This window comes from Shewanella maritima (assembly GCF_004295345.1).
Classification (GTDB): domain Bacteria; phylum Pseudomonadota; class Gammaproteobacteria; order Enterobacterales; family Shewanellaceae; genus Shewanella; species Shewanella maritima.
In genome coordinates, this window is sequence record NZ_CP036200.1 from 1746034 (window position 1) to 1762850 (window position 16817).

The 16817-nt window shown below is 45.9% G+C and carries 14 protein-coding genes and 1 pseudogene; 12 read left to right on the plus strand and 3 right to left on the minus strand.

Annotated elements, in window-relative coordinates:
* Positions 1–77: 77 nt before the first annotated feature.
* Together EXU30_RS07555 and EXU30_RS07560 are read right to left on the minus strand one after the other, a co-directional pair.
* Positions 78–746 (minus strand): response regulator transcription factor, encoded by a 669-nt coding sequence (locus tag EXU30_RS07555; RefSeq protein ID WP_130598821.1) that lies wholly within the window; start codon positions 744–746, stop codon positions 78–80.
* A 385-nt stretch (positions 747–1131) separates the two neighbouring features.
* On the minus strand, positions 1132–1740 hold the full coding sequence (locus EXU30_RS07560) for a DUF2238 domain-containing protein (RefSeq protein ID WP_130598823.1): 609 nt from the start codon (positions 1738–1740) through the stop codon (positions 1132–1134).
* 151 nt (positions 1741–1891) lie between these two features.
* Between EXU30_RS07560 and serA the strand changes: the two genes are divergently transcribed.
* Together serA and ygfZ are read left to right on the plus strand one after the other, a co-directional pair.
* Complete coding sequence (serA, locus tag EXU30_RS07565) at positions 1892–3124, plus strand: phosphoglycerate dehydrogenase (protein ID WP_130598825.1); 1233 nt, start codon at positions 1892–1894, stop codon at positions 3122–3124.
* Between the two features lie 344 nt (positions 3125–3468).
* Positions 3469–4434, plus strand: coding sequence for a tRNA-modifying protein YgfZ (gene ygfZ, locus EXU30_RS07570; RefSeq protein ID WP_130598827.1), 966 nt, complete (start codon positions 3469–3471; stop codon positions 4432–4434).
* 112 nt (positions 4435–4546) lie between these two features.
* Here the strand turns inward: ygfZ and EXU30_RS07575 are convergent, their stop codons facing one another.
* On the minus strand, positions 4547–4870 hold the full coding sequence (locus EXU30_RS07575) for a hypothetical protein (protein ID WP_130598829.1): 324 nt from the start codon (positions 4868–4870) through the stop codon (positions 4547–4549).
* A gap of 248 nt (positions 4871–5118) precedes the next feature.
* Between EXU30_RS07575 and EXU30_RS07580 the strand changes: the two genes are divergently transcribed.
* The 10 genes and pseudogenes from EXU30_RS07580 (at position 5119) to EXU30_RS07625 (ending at position 16713) form a co-directional block, all read left to right on the plus strand.
* Positions 5119–5913 carry an ABC transporter ATP-binding protein gene (locus EXU30_RS07580; RefSeq protein ID WP_130598831.1) on the plus strand — a complete coding sequence of 265 codons (795 nt, stop codon included), beginning with the start codon at positions 5119–5121 and terminating at the stop codon, positions 5911–5913.
* Positions 5913–8549 carry an ABC transporter permease gene (locus EXU30_RS07585; RefSeq protein WP_130598833.1) on the plus strand — a complete coding sequence of 879 codons (2637 nt, stop codon included), beginning with the start codon at positions 5913–5915 and terminating at the stop codon, positions 8547–8549. The genes EXU30_RS07580 and EXU30_RS07585 overlap by 1 nt, the downstream gene beginning before the upstream one ends.
* Positions 8550–9728 carry a lipocalin-like domain-containing protein gene (locus tag EXU30_RS07590; protein ID WP_130598835.1) on the plus strand — a complete coding sequence of 393 codons (1179 nt, stop codon included), beginning with the start codon at positions 8550–8552 and terminating at the stop codon, positions 9726–9728. It abuts the gene before it with no gap.
* A gap of 627 nt (positions 9729–10355) precedes the next feature.
* A pseudogene (gene napA, locus EXU30_RS07595) lies at positions 10356–12838 on the plus strand (nitrate reductase catalytic subunit NapA).
* Between the two features lie 32 nt (positions 12839–12870).
* Positions 12871–13605, plus strand: a complete 735-nt coding sequence (napG, locus tag EXU30_RS07600) for a ferredoxin-type protein NapG (RefSeq protein WP_130598837.1) — start codon at positions 12871–12873, stop codon at positions 13603–13605.
* Positions 13602–14504 carry a quinol dehydrogenase ferredoxin subunit NapH gene (napH, locus tag EXU30_RS07605; RefSeq protein ID WP_130598839.1) on the plus strand — a complete coding sequence of 301 codons (903 nt, stop codon included), beginning with the start codon at positions 13602–13604 and terminating at the stop codon, positions 14502–14504. The genes napG and napH overlap by 4 nt, the downstream gene beginning before the upstream one ends.
* The gene (locus EXU30_RS07610) at positions 14504–14926 is read left to right on the plus strand and encodes a nitrate reductase cytochrome c-type subunit (RefSeq protein WP_130598841.1); all 423 of its coding nucleotides are present in this window, start codon (positions 14504–14506) and stop codon (positions 14924–14926) included. Before napH ends, EXU30_RS07610 begins: the two co-directional genes overlap by 1 nt.
* A gap of 194 nt (positions 14927–15120) precedes the next feature.
* Positions 15121–15582 (plus strand): GNAT family N-acetyltransferase, encoded by a 462-nt coding sequence (locus tag EXU30_RS07615; RefSeq protein WP_130598843.1) that lies wholly within the window; start codon positions 15121–15123, stop codon positions 15580–15582.
* A 103-nt stretch (positions 15583–15685) separates the two neighbouring features.
* Positions 15686–16153 carry an HNH endonuclease gene (locus EXU30_RS07620; RefSeq protein ID WP_130598845.1) on the plus strand — a complete coding sequence of 156 codons (468 nt, stop codon included), beginning with the start codon at positions 15686–15688 and terminating at the stop codon, positions 16151–16153.
* Positions 16150–16713, plus strand: a complete 564-nt coding sequence (locus EXU30_RS07625) for a dihydrofolate reductase family protein (RefSeq protein WP_130598847.1) — start codon at positions 16150–16152, stop codon at positions 16711–16713. Before EXU30_RS07620 ends, EXU30_RS07625 begins: the two co-directional genes overlap by 4 nt.
* Positions 16714–16817: the final 104 nt, after the last annotated feature.

Below are 16817 nucleotides of genomic sequence, written 5' to 3' on the forward strand. Positions count from 1 at the left end.
TTCAACATCAATATCTTAGGGGAAGTAATTAAAAAGCCACCAAAGTGGTGGCTCGTTAAATTAGCTAGATAATCGAATTAACTCACTAGCTCAAAGTGGGTTTGATAAGTCTGCGCCCAGCGCAGTAATTCAACCCGATTGCGCGACTGAGTTTTACGGAAAATCGACGAAATATGCGCTTTCACCGTGTGCTCACTAATACACAAACGATGAGCAATTTCTTTATTACGTGCTCCAGATGATACCAACTGAATAATCGTGCGCTCACGTGAAGTTAGCATTTCAATCATGGCGGCAGTTTCTTCTGGTACTGGGCTTGAAGTATCTACCTTCTTCACTAAACGGCGGAAAGTTTTGCTGATCAAGGTGCGATCGTACCAAAGCTCGTCTGACACCATTTTACGTAAACCAGTCAACATGAGATCCATACGCTGATCGCTATACAGCAATCCGCGTACGCCTAACAATAAGGCTGCTTCAGGCTCTAACGTGCCGCGTTCAACTTGATAAATTGCCACTGGTACATGAGGTGCGATACGCGACACAATCAGCGGTATGCCATTGCTGTCTAATGCCGCGCCATCTTGGGCGATAAGATAAAAACTGTTGGTGTACTTCTCTAGCTCTAACTCACCTGCATGCTTTACAATCCGTGTTTTCATGCCGATTGACTCTGCCAAAATAGCTAAATGACAAGGCGCAGAAATCTGATGTAAAAAAACTAATTCATTAATGTTTGAGCTCATCACTTTTCTCCCTGAAAAGTTCTCACAAAATGTGCTGTGAAATAACTAATATTCACCCAAAAGCACAACAAAAAAATGCCTACAAATCCGCTCAGAGGTATCTCCTACCTCTCATACTAATTTATGATGACAATCCCTACCCATCAAATAGTAGTAGATAATCACTAGCTCGAAAGTAAAAAGCTTAAAACTTAAGTATGAATACGCACTAAAGTTGCAGCGCAGTCATACCCTAGCTAACCACAACTATACCTTAGCCCACAACACAGCATAGGGCTATGTCTTAAATACTAATAATGGCAGCGTTTCAAACAAAACTAGCCTTTATAAATCAAGCGATTGTTTCAAGCTTGGGTAATTTATTATCCCCTAATAAACGCTAATTTCAACAGTGTTTTAACTGCTTATCATGTAATTTTGTCAGCAAGGTTAACCCCACGATACCACCTATGAGTGCTAAGAACATATCCGACTGGGTGTCCCATTCATAACCTTGAGTGCCTAAAAATGCTTCTGCGCCTTCACCTGATGCTGCGCCAACCCACCACTCAATCAGCTCATAAAAGGCAGAGAATGCCAACACAAAACAGACACATAGGAACTGGCACCACATACCCACTTGCAGCACTTGATTACGTAGCAATACCTCACGGGCGAGTATCACAGGCACAAAGCCTTGAGCAAAATGCCCTACCTTGTCGTAATTATTGCGCTCGCTGCCCATCCACTGGGCAATGGTGTCAAACAAAGGCACTTCTGCGTAGGTATATTTAGCACCCACCAGCAGCACTATACAGTGAATAAGAATCAGAAAATACGCCAGTGGCGTGAGTGGAAAGCGCTTGCCAGTGGCAACCAAGATGGGCAGTGCAAGCAATGCTGGTATCGCTTCTAACCACCAAGTAAACCTATCTTTAGGCTCAATCGCCGACCAGGCAACTGTCGCGAAAAAGATAATTACATAAATAACTAAGTAACTTGCCTTTTTATTCAATTAAAATCCCTCTTATTCATTATTGTTCTAGTGACAGAACATCGACTTTAGCCATCTAGCCCTCCACATACTCATAAAAAGGTGGTACTTTTGAGCCCTGACGGAGTCAGCTTAGTTTACGCACATTTTTGAATGAGAGGGTACCCATATCATGGCGAAACATTCGCTCAATAAGGATAAAATTAAAATCCTGCTTTTAGAGGGCGTCCACCAAACTGCGGTAGATGTACTAGAACGTGCAGGTTACACCAATATTGAATATCACAAAGCCTCGTTGCCAGAAGAGCAACTGCTTGAGTCGATAAAAGACGCGCACTTTGTTGGTATTCGCTCCCGTACTCAACTTACCGAGTCCGTGCTTAAACATGCTGAAAAACTCGTTGCCATTGGTTGTTTCTGTATTGGCACCAACCAGGTCAACCTGCAAGCGGCTGAAAAGCTGGGTATCCCAGTCTTTAACGCACCGTTTTCTAACACCCGTAGTGTGGCTGAGTTAGTCATTGGTGAAATCATCATGCTAATGCGCGGCATTCCGCAGCGTAACGCTATCTGTCATCGCGGCGGTTGGTTAAAGAGCGCTAACGGCAGTGTTGAAGTACGCGGTAAAACCCTAGGTGTTATTGGTTACGGCCACATTGGTACTCAGCTAGGTATCATGGCTGAAACCTTAGGTATGCGCGTGCGCTTTTACGATATTGAAGACAAGCTGCCTCTAGGTAATGCATCACAAGTCGCCAGCCTTGAAGCACTATTAGCTGAAGCTGACGTAGTCAGTTTGCACGTACCTGAAACGCCGCAAACCAAGAATATGATTGGCTCATTGCAATTTGAGCAGATGAAGCCAGGCGCGTTCTTCATTAACGCATCTCGCGGAACTGTGGTTGATATTGACGCTTTAGCGCAGATCTTAAAAGCCGGTCATGTTGCAGGCGCGGCGATTGACGTATTCCCAGTCGAGCCTAAGTCGAACGACGATGAATTTATCAGCCCCCTGCGCGGCATTGATAATGTACTGCTTACCCCGCACATTGGTGGCAGCACAGCCGAAGCGCAAGAGAACATTGGTATTGAAGTGGCTGGCAAGCTTGCCAAATACTCAGACAATGGCTCAACCTTGTCTGCGGTTAACTTCCCTGAAGTATCACTGCCGCAACACTCTGGCACATCGCGCCTACTGCACATTCACCACAACCGCCCTGGTGTACTTATTAAGATTAACCAAGCGTTTTCTGAAAAAGGCATCAACATTGCGGCGCAATACCTGCAAACCACTGCAGATATTGGTTACGTGGTAATGGAAGTTGACTCAGACCAAGCTGAAGAAGCACTCGGTCAACTTAAGTCAATTGAAGGTACTATTCGTACTCGTGTGTTGTTTGACTAGGTAATTCGAGCATCAGCTCAATAGAGTGATCTAACTCGCCAATTTAAAAGCGATCTCAAAAAGAGATCGCTTTTTTGTTGTTTTTTTCACAATCGCCCACATTATAAAAAGATAGCAAGCGTATGGGTGATATCAGAGCCAAGGTACACAAGTACCAACATATTTGTATCAATATCCTAAGTTCTATTGCAGCAAGTCTCTACGGCAAGGATGCCGTAGCGAAGCCATCATGGATGATTTCACGGCGTCTTGCGAAGATAGAACTTAGGGTTAGCTCTAGATTCAGATAACAAACTGCTGACTCTGCAACAAGCACCCGCATTCCGGCATTAATAGGGACAACTATGACTATTTCAGCACAACCGATTGACTGGACCTTTAACGACACACCACCTGCATTAGTGTTATCACACCTTTCTCACCTAGGTTTGGTTGAAATTAGTGGCGAGCAAGGCCGCAGCTTTATTCATGGTCAAGTGACCACAGACATCACCTCGCTAGAAGCAAATCAATGGCGCTGGGGCGCACACTGTGACCCTAAAGGTAAAATGCTAGCGGCATTTCGTACCTTTGCCATTGGTGACAATTTAATGATGTTAATGCCAAAAGACACCCTAGCCGTTGACCTACCACAACTGCAAAAATACGCGGTGTTTAGCAAAGCTGAGTTAGTTGATGTGTCAGACTCATTAGCGCTCATCGGTGTTAGCGGCGCTAATGCTGCAAGCTTTATCACTGAGCAATTTGGCGCGCCAGAGCATGAGCTGAATCAATTTGACGATGTCACTGTCATCAAAGATGGCGAGCGTTTTATTGTTGTTATCGCCAGCGAGAAAGTAGCTGAGCTACAAGCAAAAGCGGGCGTTGCACTTACCGACAATAGCCACTTTAAAGCACTAGAAATTAAAGCGGGTTACCCAAATATCGGCGCTGAGCACGCCAATCAATACGTGCCGCAAATGTGTAACCTCCAGGCCATTAACGGTATTAGCTTTAACAAAGGCTGCTATATGGGTCAGGAAACCGTTGCTCGCATGAAATACCGCGGCGGTAACAAGCGCGCCCTGTACATCCTTAAAGGCACAGCTAGCGTAGAATTAAACGCTGAAACTCAAGTTGAAATTGCCGACGAAGACGGCTTTAGACGCGGCGGCAACGTCATCGAGTTTGTACAACAAGGCGAGCAAGTATTGCTAACTGCGGTGCTAGCTAACGACACACCTAATACTGCTAAATTGCGTATTAAAGATGATGCCGCATCTGAGCTAAGCATTGTCGCCCTGCCATACTCGTTGGAAGACGAAGAATAGGCTTAAAGCTGAATACGGTCGCAAGGCTAAAGCAACCTAATATAGTCAAAACAAGGCAGGTCAAACAAAGACAATAAAGCCCCTAAACTAATGGTTTCGGGGCTTTAGTTATTTAATAATCCACAGCTACTAGCTTGATCACTATGTATATTGCCATCACTGAATAGATCATGGCTAACGCTGAGTTAATAGCGAACACTACATGCCACAACCGGCCAGTAACACCCTCACGAACTCGCGCTTCACGTCTTATAAGTCCAACACAACTGCTTATCAACATGGCTGCAGAGGCAACCAGCATACTAAACACAATAGCAGCGCCCATGCCCAAACTTGGCGATCCATCATGACTATCATTAAGTGCAAAGGCAAAGCTCAAGTAATACCCGAGGGCTAGCAAAGTTAACGACAACCCTAAAACCTGTGCGAGTTTCATAAATGAAACTATCCTCCGTGAATAAAGTGCAATATATCCCCTGAAAACCATAAGCTAAACTCAGCCCATCCAAAAACAAATCCAAGATGAGCAATCTTTAACCTCGGTTCGCTCGTATAAGGTATTATTCTATTTAACAACTGGTTATGCTATCGAACACGTGTGTTAGCTAGCTTAAATGTAAGCTAGCTCGAATGTTAGAAAGCTAGTATTCGTTTCACATCAGCAGACAGCAGACAAGGAACGCTATGAGTCAGCCAATCGTTGCCCTGAGCCACATTTGTAAAAGCTTTCATGATGGTGAAGGCGAGCATCAGGTCATTAAAGATCTATCTATCGCCCTCAACCAAGGTGATACGGTTGCCTTAACGGGCGCGAGTGGTAGCGGTAAAAGCACCCTGCTTAATATTATTGCTGGTTTTGAACATCCAACCGCGGGCAGCCTAAAGCTACTTGGGCAAGAAACCAGTGACTGGCAAGACAAACAATGGAGTGAATTTCGCCACCAGCAACTCGGTGTGGTGTTTCAACAGTTTAATCTGCTGACACCGCTTAATGTGCGCGACAACATTCGCTTTGCCCTGCAACTCAATAAACTTAACTGGGATGATTGGTGCGATCATCTGGTTGATAATTTAGGCCTTAGACCACTTCTAACCCGTGATGTTGAAGCCCTCTCTGGCGGCCAGCAACAACGAGTTGCCATCGCCCGCGCTTTAGCCCACAAACCAGCATTACTGCTTGCCGATGAACCAACAGGCAACCTTGACCACAGCGCCAGTTTAGAAGTAATGAGCCTGCTGACGTCGCTCGCCAAACAACAGCAAACCTGCGTACTGATGGTAACTCACAGCGAAGTGTGTGCTAACTATATGCAAAGCCGCTGGCATTTGGAAAGCGGTCATATTAACCAAGATACTCAAGTCAGCTCGGCTCAGACAGCAATGCAAGATACTGTTGCAGCGACTCAAGCACCCACTCACACGAGCACCCAAACCGACTCTCAAGTAGCAACTCAGCCAGAATCAAGCGAGGCAGTGTAATGCGTTGGCAGCATACGCTTTTAACCGCCAAAGTTTTTCTAAATCATTATCGCCACAGTCCAGTACAAGCGAGCGCGATTTTGGTGGGTATTGCGCTAGCGGTGACCTTACTTATTGGGGTTAAGGCTACCAATGAAAACGCCATCAGCAGTTACAGCGAGGCGACCGAGCTATTAAGCCAACGCGCCAGTGCTTATGTCAGTGCCAACAGTAGCGATGAAATTGACGAGCAGCTGTATTTTGCCCTGACTCAAGCAGGCATTCCCGCACTTGCAGTGCTTGAAGGAGTGGCCGCAGGCCCTAACGGTAATCCTTGGTCGATCACAGGTAACGACTTATTTAGCGCCTTAACCATAGGCAAGGATAAGCAGGTCACAAACAAGAGCACTGAAGGGCGAATCAAACCATTTTCAGATACCATCCCCACCGCTAAGCTGCTGTCTGGCTACCCAGCCATTTTAATGAGCCGCTCGCTGGCAGATAAATACTCACCGTCACGTAAAGCTTCACTCAACGGCCAAACACTAGAGGTGATTGCCGTTGATGACAGTGCAGGTTTAGGTAATGAGCTGCTGGCTGATCTATCGCTAGTACAACCGCTATTAAAGCGCGAAGGTAAGCTAAGTTATATTGCCCTGTACCCTAAGTATGAAGGGCAAACCAAGGCACAATTAGTCGATGAGGCGAGCGCTATTTTCGCTGCCAATGACTTTGATATAAGTAAGCTCAACATTAGCGCCGATGATGATGGTACATCACTTAGCGCCCTTACTGACAGCTTCCATCTAAATCTAAAAGCCATGGGCATGCTTGCCTTTCTGGTGGGACTATTTATTGCCTATAACGGTGTGCGCTACAGCTTAATGAAACGCCACAGCCTGTGTATTCAGTTAATGCAGCAAGGCGTGGCGCGCCCTGTTTTAATGATGGCGCTGGTGATTGAGTTACTCATTTTGGTAATAATGGGCACCTTGCTAGGTTTTATCATTGGTTTGCAGCTGTCGCAGTGGCTGCAACCTATGGTGGCGCTAACTTTAGAGCAGCTTTATGGCGCGCGGTTAATGCCGGGGCAATGGCAGTGGCAATGGTTTACTCAAGCGTTAATGCTAACTTCATCTGCGGCGCTATTTGCCTGCTTACCCATGTTGTTAGGGCTAAGCCGCTCGCCGTTGGCACAAGGGGCTTATCAGCGCCCTAAGAGTAAACACTACCGCAAGTTACACCGTAAGCTGTTTATGTTTGGTAGCGCACTGCTGCTAGTAAGCTTTGTCGCGATTAACTTCACCACTAATTATCAACATAGCCTGGTGCTGTTAGGCGGAGTAACGGTGGCGATCCCGTTAATGCTGCCACAAGTGCTCACCCTGCTGATTAGCCTGTTTGAAAGGTTTAACCTGCAGGGCTTAACTCAATACACCATTGCTGAAAGTAAACAGATTATTGCGCCACTTGGGCTAGCTATGATGGCGATGCTACTGGCCATTTGCGCAAATATCGCCATGAACACCTTAGTGGGCAGTTTTGAAATCACCCTAAAGCAATGGCTAGAGTCTCGGTTGCACGCCGAGCTTTATATCAAACCTAACCCACAAGTGATCCCTGAGCTTAAAGCTAAGCTTGCGCAGGATGAAAAGGTTAGCACGCTTTACGCCCAGTGGCGTGCTAACGCCAAGATAAGCGCAACGTTTAATGCTGCGAGCAGCAACAAGATAACTGCCGAAAACGGCACAGCCACTCACTTATTAGTCCCTGGCGCATCAGACCTCGACTTATCAGTCCCAATAGCGCTAGTCAGCCGCGATTTAAACTCAGTTGAGCAAACCTCAGCCATGAAGCAAAGGCTTACGCAGCCGGGAGATGAGACACTCGATGATCGCCAATACTGGCAGGCATTCGCCGACGGTGAGTTTGTAATTATTAGTGAGCCATTAGCAATAAAGCAGCAACTAAACATTGGTGATAGCATGCAAATTGATAAGCTAACCAAGCCAGTAATTGTGGGCGGCATCTACTACGATTACGGCAATCCAGCCGGTGAAGTGATTATTAGCCAGACGCTGTGGCAGGCATCACCACTGCCGCGCGATCCCATTAGTTTTGCGGTTGACTATCAAGGCGAACTCGACGAACTGCAAACCGAGCTCAAGCAAACGCTTAACCTCAGCAATGCCTCTATGTATAGCCAGACAAGGATTAAGAAAGAGGCCATTGCCATTTTTAAGCGTACCTTTTCAATCACACTGGTGCTTAACAGCTTAACTTTAATCGTAGCCGCAATTGGGCTATTTAGCGCCACAACCATGCTCACTCAAGCTAGGCTTGCGCCATTTGCGCGCCTATTTGCCCTTGGGGTATCGCGCCGACAATTACAAAAGATGGCCTTTAGCCAAATGCTGTTTATTGTGCTGCTGACTTGTTTGGTTGCCATGCCAATGGGCGCGCTGCTTGGTTATCTGGTGATTAGCAAAGTGACCTTACAAGCCTTTGGTTGGAGTATTGCTATGGTATGGGATTGGGGCAGCTATGGTCAGGTAGTCGCTACGTCAATTGTCAGCTGCTTGTTGGCTGTGGCAGCGCCGCTTTACTGGCAAACTCGTAAACCTTTGATTGCTAGCCTGCAGCAGGAGGGTGCGTAAATGATCAAGTCAGTAAACAACTTAAAGGTTATCTTTACCGCCCTGTGTCTATCTTTGTGTCTATCTATGTCAGCTTGCTCTGATAACCCAGCCAGCACTGAGCGCGACATGGGTAAAATAATGGGTAATAGCGCGGTAGGTTATGCCAAGGTCGTGCCCAACAGGCCGTTAGTATTCCCGCAAGATCATCAAGCTCACAACGACTTTAAACAAGAATGGTGGTACTTAACCGCCAACCTGACCACTGAGTCTGGTGAACCACTTGGGCTGCAGTGGACTCAATTTAGAATCGCACTAACGCCACCAGCTGCGTTTCAACCAGCTAACGACACTCAATCTGTTAACCAGTCTCTTGTACAACCTCATACAAAATCAGCAGACTGGCAAACTAATCAGATTTATATGGTTCATGCTGCACTGACCTCAAAAGACCAGCACTTTATTGATGAAAAATGGTCTCGTGCCCACCCACAGCTTGCTAGCGTGCAAGCAAGTCCGCTAGCCATTTTTACCCACAACTGGCGCTGGCAAAGTCAAACTAAGGACTTGTTTCCAGCAACTTTAATTGCCGAGCAAGCAGAGTTTGGCTTTACACTACAGCTAGACAGCACAGCGCCATTTCAGCGTCAGGGCGAAAACGGCTATAGCATTAAATATGCAGACTCCTCAGTTGCCTCTTACTATTACAGCCAGCCTTATATTGAGGTTTCTGGCACAGTGCAGCGCCAAGGTAAGAGCGAAAAAGTCAGCGGCAAAGCTTGGTTAGATAGAGAATGGAGCTCGCAGTTTTTAACCAAGTCACAGCAAGGCTGGGATTGGTTTTCGCTGCGGTTAACTGATGAGCAAACCATGATGATCTTTAGACTAAGGGGTGATGATCCAAGCGATCATTTCTTTAGTGCGAGGTTGATGCAGCGAGATGGCAGCGGCAACAATCTCACCAGCAAAGATAATCCTGACGATATCACCATGACGCCTACCCAGTGGCAGCAAACCAAGCTTGGTAAACACCCTGTTGCCTGGCGAATTCAGGTAGAAAGCCAAAATATAGATATACAAACTCAGGCGCTAAATCCTGATAGTGATATGGCGCTTTCAGTCGCTTATTGGGAAGGGCCGATTAGCTTTAGTGGCACTCACCAGGGCACAGGTTATATGGAGCTAACTGGCTATGATTAGTCTTAGCTCTTTATTGTTAGCTCTTAGCTGATTGCATCGTTATCCACTCCATTGACGGCTGAGTTTAGTGTGGGGTTTTAGAGTTACTCGCTATTTTCTTGGTTGTCTGCTTGTTTTTTTATTGCACATTTCCGCGTTAAAGTAACAAATGTAGCGTCGAATTCATCCATTATTTAAATACTGACTTTCCTCAGGTTCTAATCAACAATGCTCAGGCTCCACAGCGTCAAATCAACCAGCTTTAGCCTGCACGCCACCTCAAGAAACGCAACCAAATCACAACATTTATACACCTAAATAGATAACAACATTGGCGTGCCAATATAGGTCAAATATTGTGATATTTGTGTTTTTATTAGCCAAAAAACTCTGTTAGGACAGTTAATAACAACTTTAGCGAAATGCGATATAAACGCAGTGCTGTTCGAAGCTTGAAACAATCTATCAACAAAAATGGGAGGCAGGTCACGCTCGAAAATGTGATCTTGAACAACTATTAACCACTATACTCATTCAGAGGTATATCCATGCTTTTTGTGGGGTCTACACTTCATACTAACTAGTCATATCTTTGATATGGCATGAGAGCAATGACAAAGACTACTAAAACAGAGAGTGAGGACCACCATGAGCATAAGCCGTCGTGAGTTTCTAAAAGCCAATGCTGCAACTGCTGCAGCTTCGGCAGTAGGTATGGCATTACCTATTAAAGTTGTTGAAGCAGCAGAGTCAAAGAGCGACATCAAGTGGGATAAAGCCCCATGTCGTTTCTGTGGCGTAGGCTGTAGCGTGTTAGTCGGCACCCAAGGGGCAAAGTTGTCGCCACTAAGGGTGACCCAGAAAGCCCAGTAAACAAAGGCCTTAACTGTATTAAGGGCTACTTCTTATCAAAAATCATGTACGGTAAAGATCGCCTAGACTCGCCTTTACTACGTATGAAAGATGGTAAGTACGACAAAGAAGGTGAATTCACACCAGTAAGCTGGGATGTCGCATTAGACACTATGGCTGAAAAGTGGAAAGCCAGCCTAGCGAAAAAAGGCCCTACTTCTGTTGGTATGTTCGGCTCAGGTCAATGGACTGTATGGGAAGGTTACGCTGCATCTAAACTGCACAAAGCTGGTTTCCGTACTAACAACATTGACCCAAATGCTCGTCACTGTATGGCGTCTGCTGTAGGTGGCTTCATGCGTACCTTTGGTATTGATGAACCAATGGGTTGTTATGATGACATTGAAGCGGCTGATAACTTTGTACTTTGGGGCGCTAACATGGCTGAGATGCACCCAATTTTATGGGCTCGTCTAACTGACCGTCGTCTTAGCCATAAAGATGCCAAAGTTCACGTACTGTCGACTTTCGAAAACCGCAGCTTCGACCTAGCTGACAACCCAATGATCTTTAAGCCACAATCAGACCTAGTTATTCTGAACTTCGTGGCGAACTACATCATTCAAAACGGTGGCGTTAACAAAGACTTCGTTAACAAGCACACTAAGTTTGCCCTAGGTACGACTGATATTGGTTACGGTCTGCGTCCAGATCACCCATTAGAGAAAAAAGCGAAGAATCCAGGCAATGGTAAGTCAGTACCAATTAGCTTTGATGACTACGCTAAGTTCGTCAGCACTTACACAGCAGAATATGCATCTGAAATGAGTGGCGTACCTGTTGAGAACCTAATCGAGCTAGCTAAGGTTTACGCTGATCCTAAGCAAAAAGTAATGAGCTTATGGACCATGGGTATCAACCAACACGTACGTGGTGTGTGGGCAAACAACATGCTTTACAACATCCACCTGCTAACAGGTAAGATTGCGACTCCTGGTAACTCACCATTCTCGCTAACAGGTCAGCCATCTGCGTGTGGTACTGCTCGTGAAGTGGGTACATTTGCTCACCGTCTGCCAGCAGACATGGTTGTAGCCAACCCTAAACACCGTGCTATGACTGAGAAATTGTGGAACATCCCAGAAGGCACTATTCCACCTAAGCCTGGATACCATGCAGTACTTCAAAGCCGTATGTTGAAAGACGGCAAGCTAAATTGTTACTGGACCATGTGTACCAATAACATGCAGGCTGGCCCAAACATCAACGAAGAGATCTACCCTGGTTTCCGTAACCCAGAAAACTTTATCGTGGTATCTGACCCATATCCAACAGTCACCGCAACCGCAGCAGACCTTATTCTGCCAACCGCTATGTGGGTGGAAAAAGAAGGTGCTTACGGTAACGCCGAGCGTCGTACTCACATGTGGCACCAACAAGTTAAAGCACCTGAGGGTGCTAAGTCTGACTTATGGCAGCTGGTTGAGTTTTCTAAACGCTTCAAAGTGTCTGAAGTATGGCCTGCAGAGCTAATCGCTAAGCAACCAGAAGTTGCAGACAAGACTCTTTATGACGTGCTATTCGCCAACGGCGAAATCAACAAGTACCCAACCTCTGAGTGTAAAGGTGACTACAACGACGAAGCTGAAGCGTTTGGTTACTACATTCAAAAAGGTATTTTTGAAGAGTACGCTCAGTTCGGCCGCGGCCATGCCCATGACCTAGATAAATTTGATAACTACCACGAAAACCGCGGTAAGCGCTGGCCTGTAATCGATGGCAAAGAAACACTGCGCCGCTTTGTTGAGGGAAGCGACCCTTACGTTAAAGCTGGCGAAGGCTTCAACTTCTACGGTAAGCCAGATGGTAAAGCAGTTATTTTCGCTCTGCCTTATGAGCCTGCAGCAGAAGAGCCAAACGCTGAATACGATTTATGGATGTCTACAGGTCGTGTATTAGAGCACTGGCATACTGCATCGATGACAGGTCGTGTACCTGAGTTATCACGCTCATATGCTGATGCACAAATCTTTATGCACCCAGAAGATGCCAAAGCACGTGGTTTGAAACGTGGCGACGAGGTTGTTGTTGCTTCTCCGCGTGGTGAAGTGAAAACCCGTGTTGAAACGAAAGGCCGTAATAAGCCACCACAAGGTGTGGTATTTATGCCGTTCTTTGATGCGCGCCAATTAGTGAACAAGCTATTACTTGATGCAACTGATCCACTGTCGAAAGAGACAGACTTCAAGAAGTGTCCTGTAAAAGTAATGAAAGCTTAATAGCAACACGTGCACAAATAATCGAGTGAACTATGAGTAATTCGAATCGTAACCCAAGCAAGATAAACGGCATTAACCGCCGTCAGTTCCTTGCACAAACAGCCAAGACTGGTTGTGTAGTGGGCATGGTAGGTATGGGGCTAACGACTGTGGCAACTCAGTCTAAGCACCTGGACCCACAAGCGATTCGTCCTCCAGGCGCACTCAACGAAGACGACTTTTTATCAGCATGCGTACGCTGCGGTTTATGTGTAGAAGCATGCCCTTACGACACCCTCAAACTAGCTCGCTGGTTTGAAGGTGCTGCAACGGGTACGCCTTACTTCACCGCACGTGACGTGCCATGTGAAATGTGTGATGACATTCCTTGTGTTAAAGCCTGCCCAAGTGGCTCGCTTGACCATAGCTTGACTGACATCAACGACTCAAAAATGGGCATTGCTGTGCTTATTGATGAAAAGAACTGTCTTAACTTTAAAGGCTTACGTTGTGATGTTTGCTATCGAGTTTGTCCACTAATCGATGAAGCCATCACCCTTGAGATGCAACGCAACCACAAAAGTGGTCACCATGCGATGTTTTTACCTACGGTTCACGCCGACGCCTGTACAGGTTGTGGTAAATGCGAGCATGCCTGCGTGACAGAACAAGCAGTGATTAAAGTACTACCGGCTGAAATCGCTTTGGGCAAAACTGCCGAGCATGACACTTATCAAAATACTGAAGCCACAACGCTAGAGATGTTAAATAAGGGGCTATCACTATGACGCATAGCTCAAAGCCAAAGACTGAACGTTTTGCCGAAGAAGCAATTAATCAACTGGGTTGGTTTGGCGCACATAAGTTCCTGCTGCTGCGCCGCTTAACTCAAGTTGCGGTATTTAGTCTGTTTGCTATTGGTCCTGCACTGGGCTTATGGCTACTAAAAGGCAATTTATCATCTAGCATCTTGCTTGATACTGTGCCACTAAGCGATCCGCTTGTGACACTGCAGGTATTAGCCAGCGGGCACTTACCTGAAGCAAGTTTGTTGATTGGCGCGCTTGTGATTGCGCTAACCTATGCGATTGTTGGTGGTCGGGTATTTTGTAGCTGGGTATGCCCAGTGAACATCATTACTGACACAGCTAGCTGGATACGCCGTAAGTTTAAATTGCCGCGGATTAACGCGTTGCCGAAAAACTTACGCTATTACATGTTAGCACTGGTTCTGCTATTACCTATGGTTACAGGTGTAACCGTGTGGGAGTGGATGAACCCAGTACCAATTGTCTACCGCGCCGCGTTATTTGGAGCAGGTAGCGGCCTATGGGTGCTGGCAATGATCTTGTTGCTCGACACCTTTGTCGCTGAGCGCGCCTGGTGTAGTCATCTATGCCCAACTGGCGCTATGTTCAGCCTAATAGGCAAAGTAAGCCCAATTAAAGTTTCAGCAACCAATGCTAAAGACTGCAATAACTGTATGGACTGCTTCACCGTGTGCCCTGAGCGTCAGGTGCTTAAACCTGTGCTGAGAAAAGGGGCAACGGAGCTAACCATTAACGACAGTGACTGCACCCTTTGTGGCCGTTGTATCGATGTTTGTGCACCGCGCGTATTTGAGTATAAAAACCGATTTAATACCCAAAATTCTAAAAGAATTCCTCTTAAAGTGGAGAGCAACTAATGAAGAAAATCATTACTCTAGCGGCTATGATGTTTGCGATTAGCGCTTGTAGCGGCCAACACGCAGAGCCAAATGCAGCGCCAGTGAAAGTGAGCTCACTGGCTGGCGATAGCCAAATCACTGATGTTCGTCCTGCTGACGAAATGTCGGTTTACCCTAAGCGTGGTAAATCAATTGAGCGTACTTTTGTGCATCAACCACCGCTGATCCCACACAAAGACTCTTATGAGTTAAGTACTAAGAAAAACGGCTGTATTTCGTGCCATAGTCCAGCAAAAGCAAAACGTATGAAGACAACGGCTGTACATGAGTCTCACCTAACTAATGGTGAACTAAACGGTATGTACTACTTCTGCGATCAATGCCACGTTGCACAAGCAGAGAACAAGCAAAAAATCGTTGATAACACCTTCTCGAAATAAGCTTGTTTAATACCAATTGGTATAGCTAAATCTCCTCACTGATTTAGTGAATATATTACTCCCGACTGGCCGGTAACTTGTTCATCCAAGTTGCTGGCCTTTTTATTGTTGTGCAAGTTACAAGATTAAGTTCACTTTTGCTTTTGTTAAGCCTGAGGTATAAATAATCAATCCTTTAACTGCACTACGGCAAAATGTTAACGTTCAAATTAGCGCAACTCGACAACCCACAAGTCATCGCATTGCTCGAAGAGCATCTAGAAGACATGCAAGCCACTTCGCCGCCTGAAAGTAAACACGCCTTAGATCTCGGTGGTCTTAGGGGCAAAGACATTCAATTTTGGAGCCTCTGGCAAGGTGAACTGCTTGCAGGGTTTGCAGCCTACAAACGTCTTGATGATAACCACGCTGAGCTTAAATCTATGCGTACATCAAGGCAGTTCAAGCAGCGTGGCATTGCCACTAAACTGCTTTTGCATATTCTCAATGAGGCTACCCTACATGCCTTTAAGCAAATCAGTTTAGAAACTGGCACTATGGAGTATTTTGCCCCAGCAAGAGCGCTATATTTAAAGCATGGTTTTAACTACTGTGAGCCTTTTGCTGATTACCAACTAGACCCGAATAGCTGTTTTATGACGCGAGAAATAGTTTGATCAATTGAGCGCACTAAAACTTGCACTAGGTCATTCGAGGTTTTGTTGCACGTGTTAGACTCAAGGCTTATCGTTATCATCAAGCACATGGAGCGGCTAGCATATGTACTCAGTCAGTTTTAAACTTGCAGGGCGTTTGCGTCGCAGCCGCTACAAGACAGACAAAGGCGCTTACAAAGCAATTTACAACTACCTTAAAGCTAACTCCACTGCTAGCGCGATTTTCTACACTCCAGAGGGAATACCAGAAGCCTTTACTGAGCTTGAGCTCGTCCCCTATCAACCTCCTGCTGAAAAAGCCGTGGACTTCTATCAAACTAGAGCGTGGCTGCAGCTTCGCGAACAAGCCTTTGTAAAGTATGGCAATCGCTGTGCTTGCTGCGGCGCATCACCAAGCACTGGCGCAATAATGCATGTTGATCATATTAAACCTCGCTCTAAATATCCTGAGCTAGCATTAGAGCTAAGCAATCTGCAAATACTGTGTGAGCAGTGTAATCTAGGTAAGTCCAATATCTCTGAGGTAGATTGGCGTCAACCTCAACCAGGCTGTGCAGGAGAGAAATCATGAAGTGTTCGGTTTTTATCGCTACGAGTATCGATGGTTATATCGCAACTGAAGATGGCAATGTCGATTGGCTTGAGCAAGCCGGCAATCAACAAGCAGACATGAGTGACAACCCAGACATGGGCTTTAATGAATACATAAACAGTGTTGATTGCATGATTATGGGTCGTAAATGTATGGAGAAGATTGCTAGCTTTAATCTCACTGACGAGCAGTGGCCTTATGGCAAGCTGCCTATTTATGTGTTGAGCCGCACCATGACCAAGCCACCACAAAACCTTGTTGGTAAGGTTGAGATGGTCAATGATGGTATTGAGGCGCTGCTATCGCGATTAGAGCTTCAAGGACTCAAACACGCCTATATTGATGGCGGCGCGACAATATGTGCATTCATTAACTTGCAGCTCATCGAGCGGATGATCATCACCCAAGCGCCTGTGGTTTTAGGTAAAGGTATTTCACTGTTCAATGACATCAAATCACCAGTCTCAGTTACCCAGGTCAGTGCGCAGTCTTACCCTAATGACTTTGTTCAAGTTAGCTACCAGCTTAGCTATGCTTAAGCTCTAGATATGCTAGACCATTTAGTTACCGTGTGATGTGACTAGATCAAAGCAAATTGAAGGAAGCCCTTAGCCCTCGAACATCAAAAAATCATAATTCTACA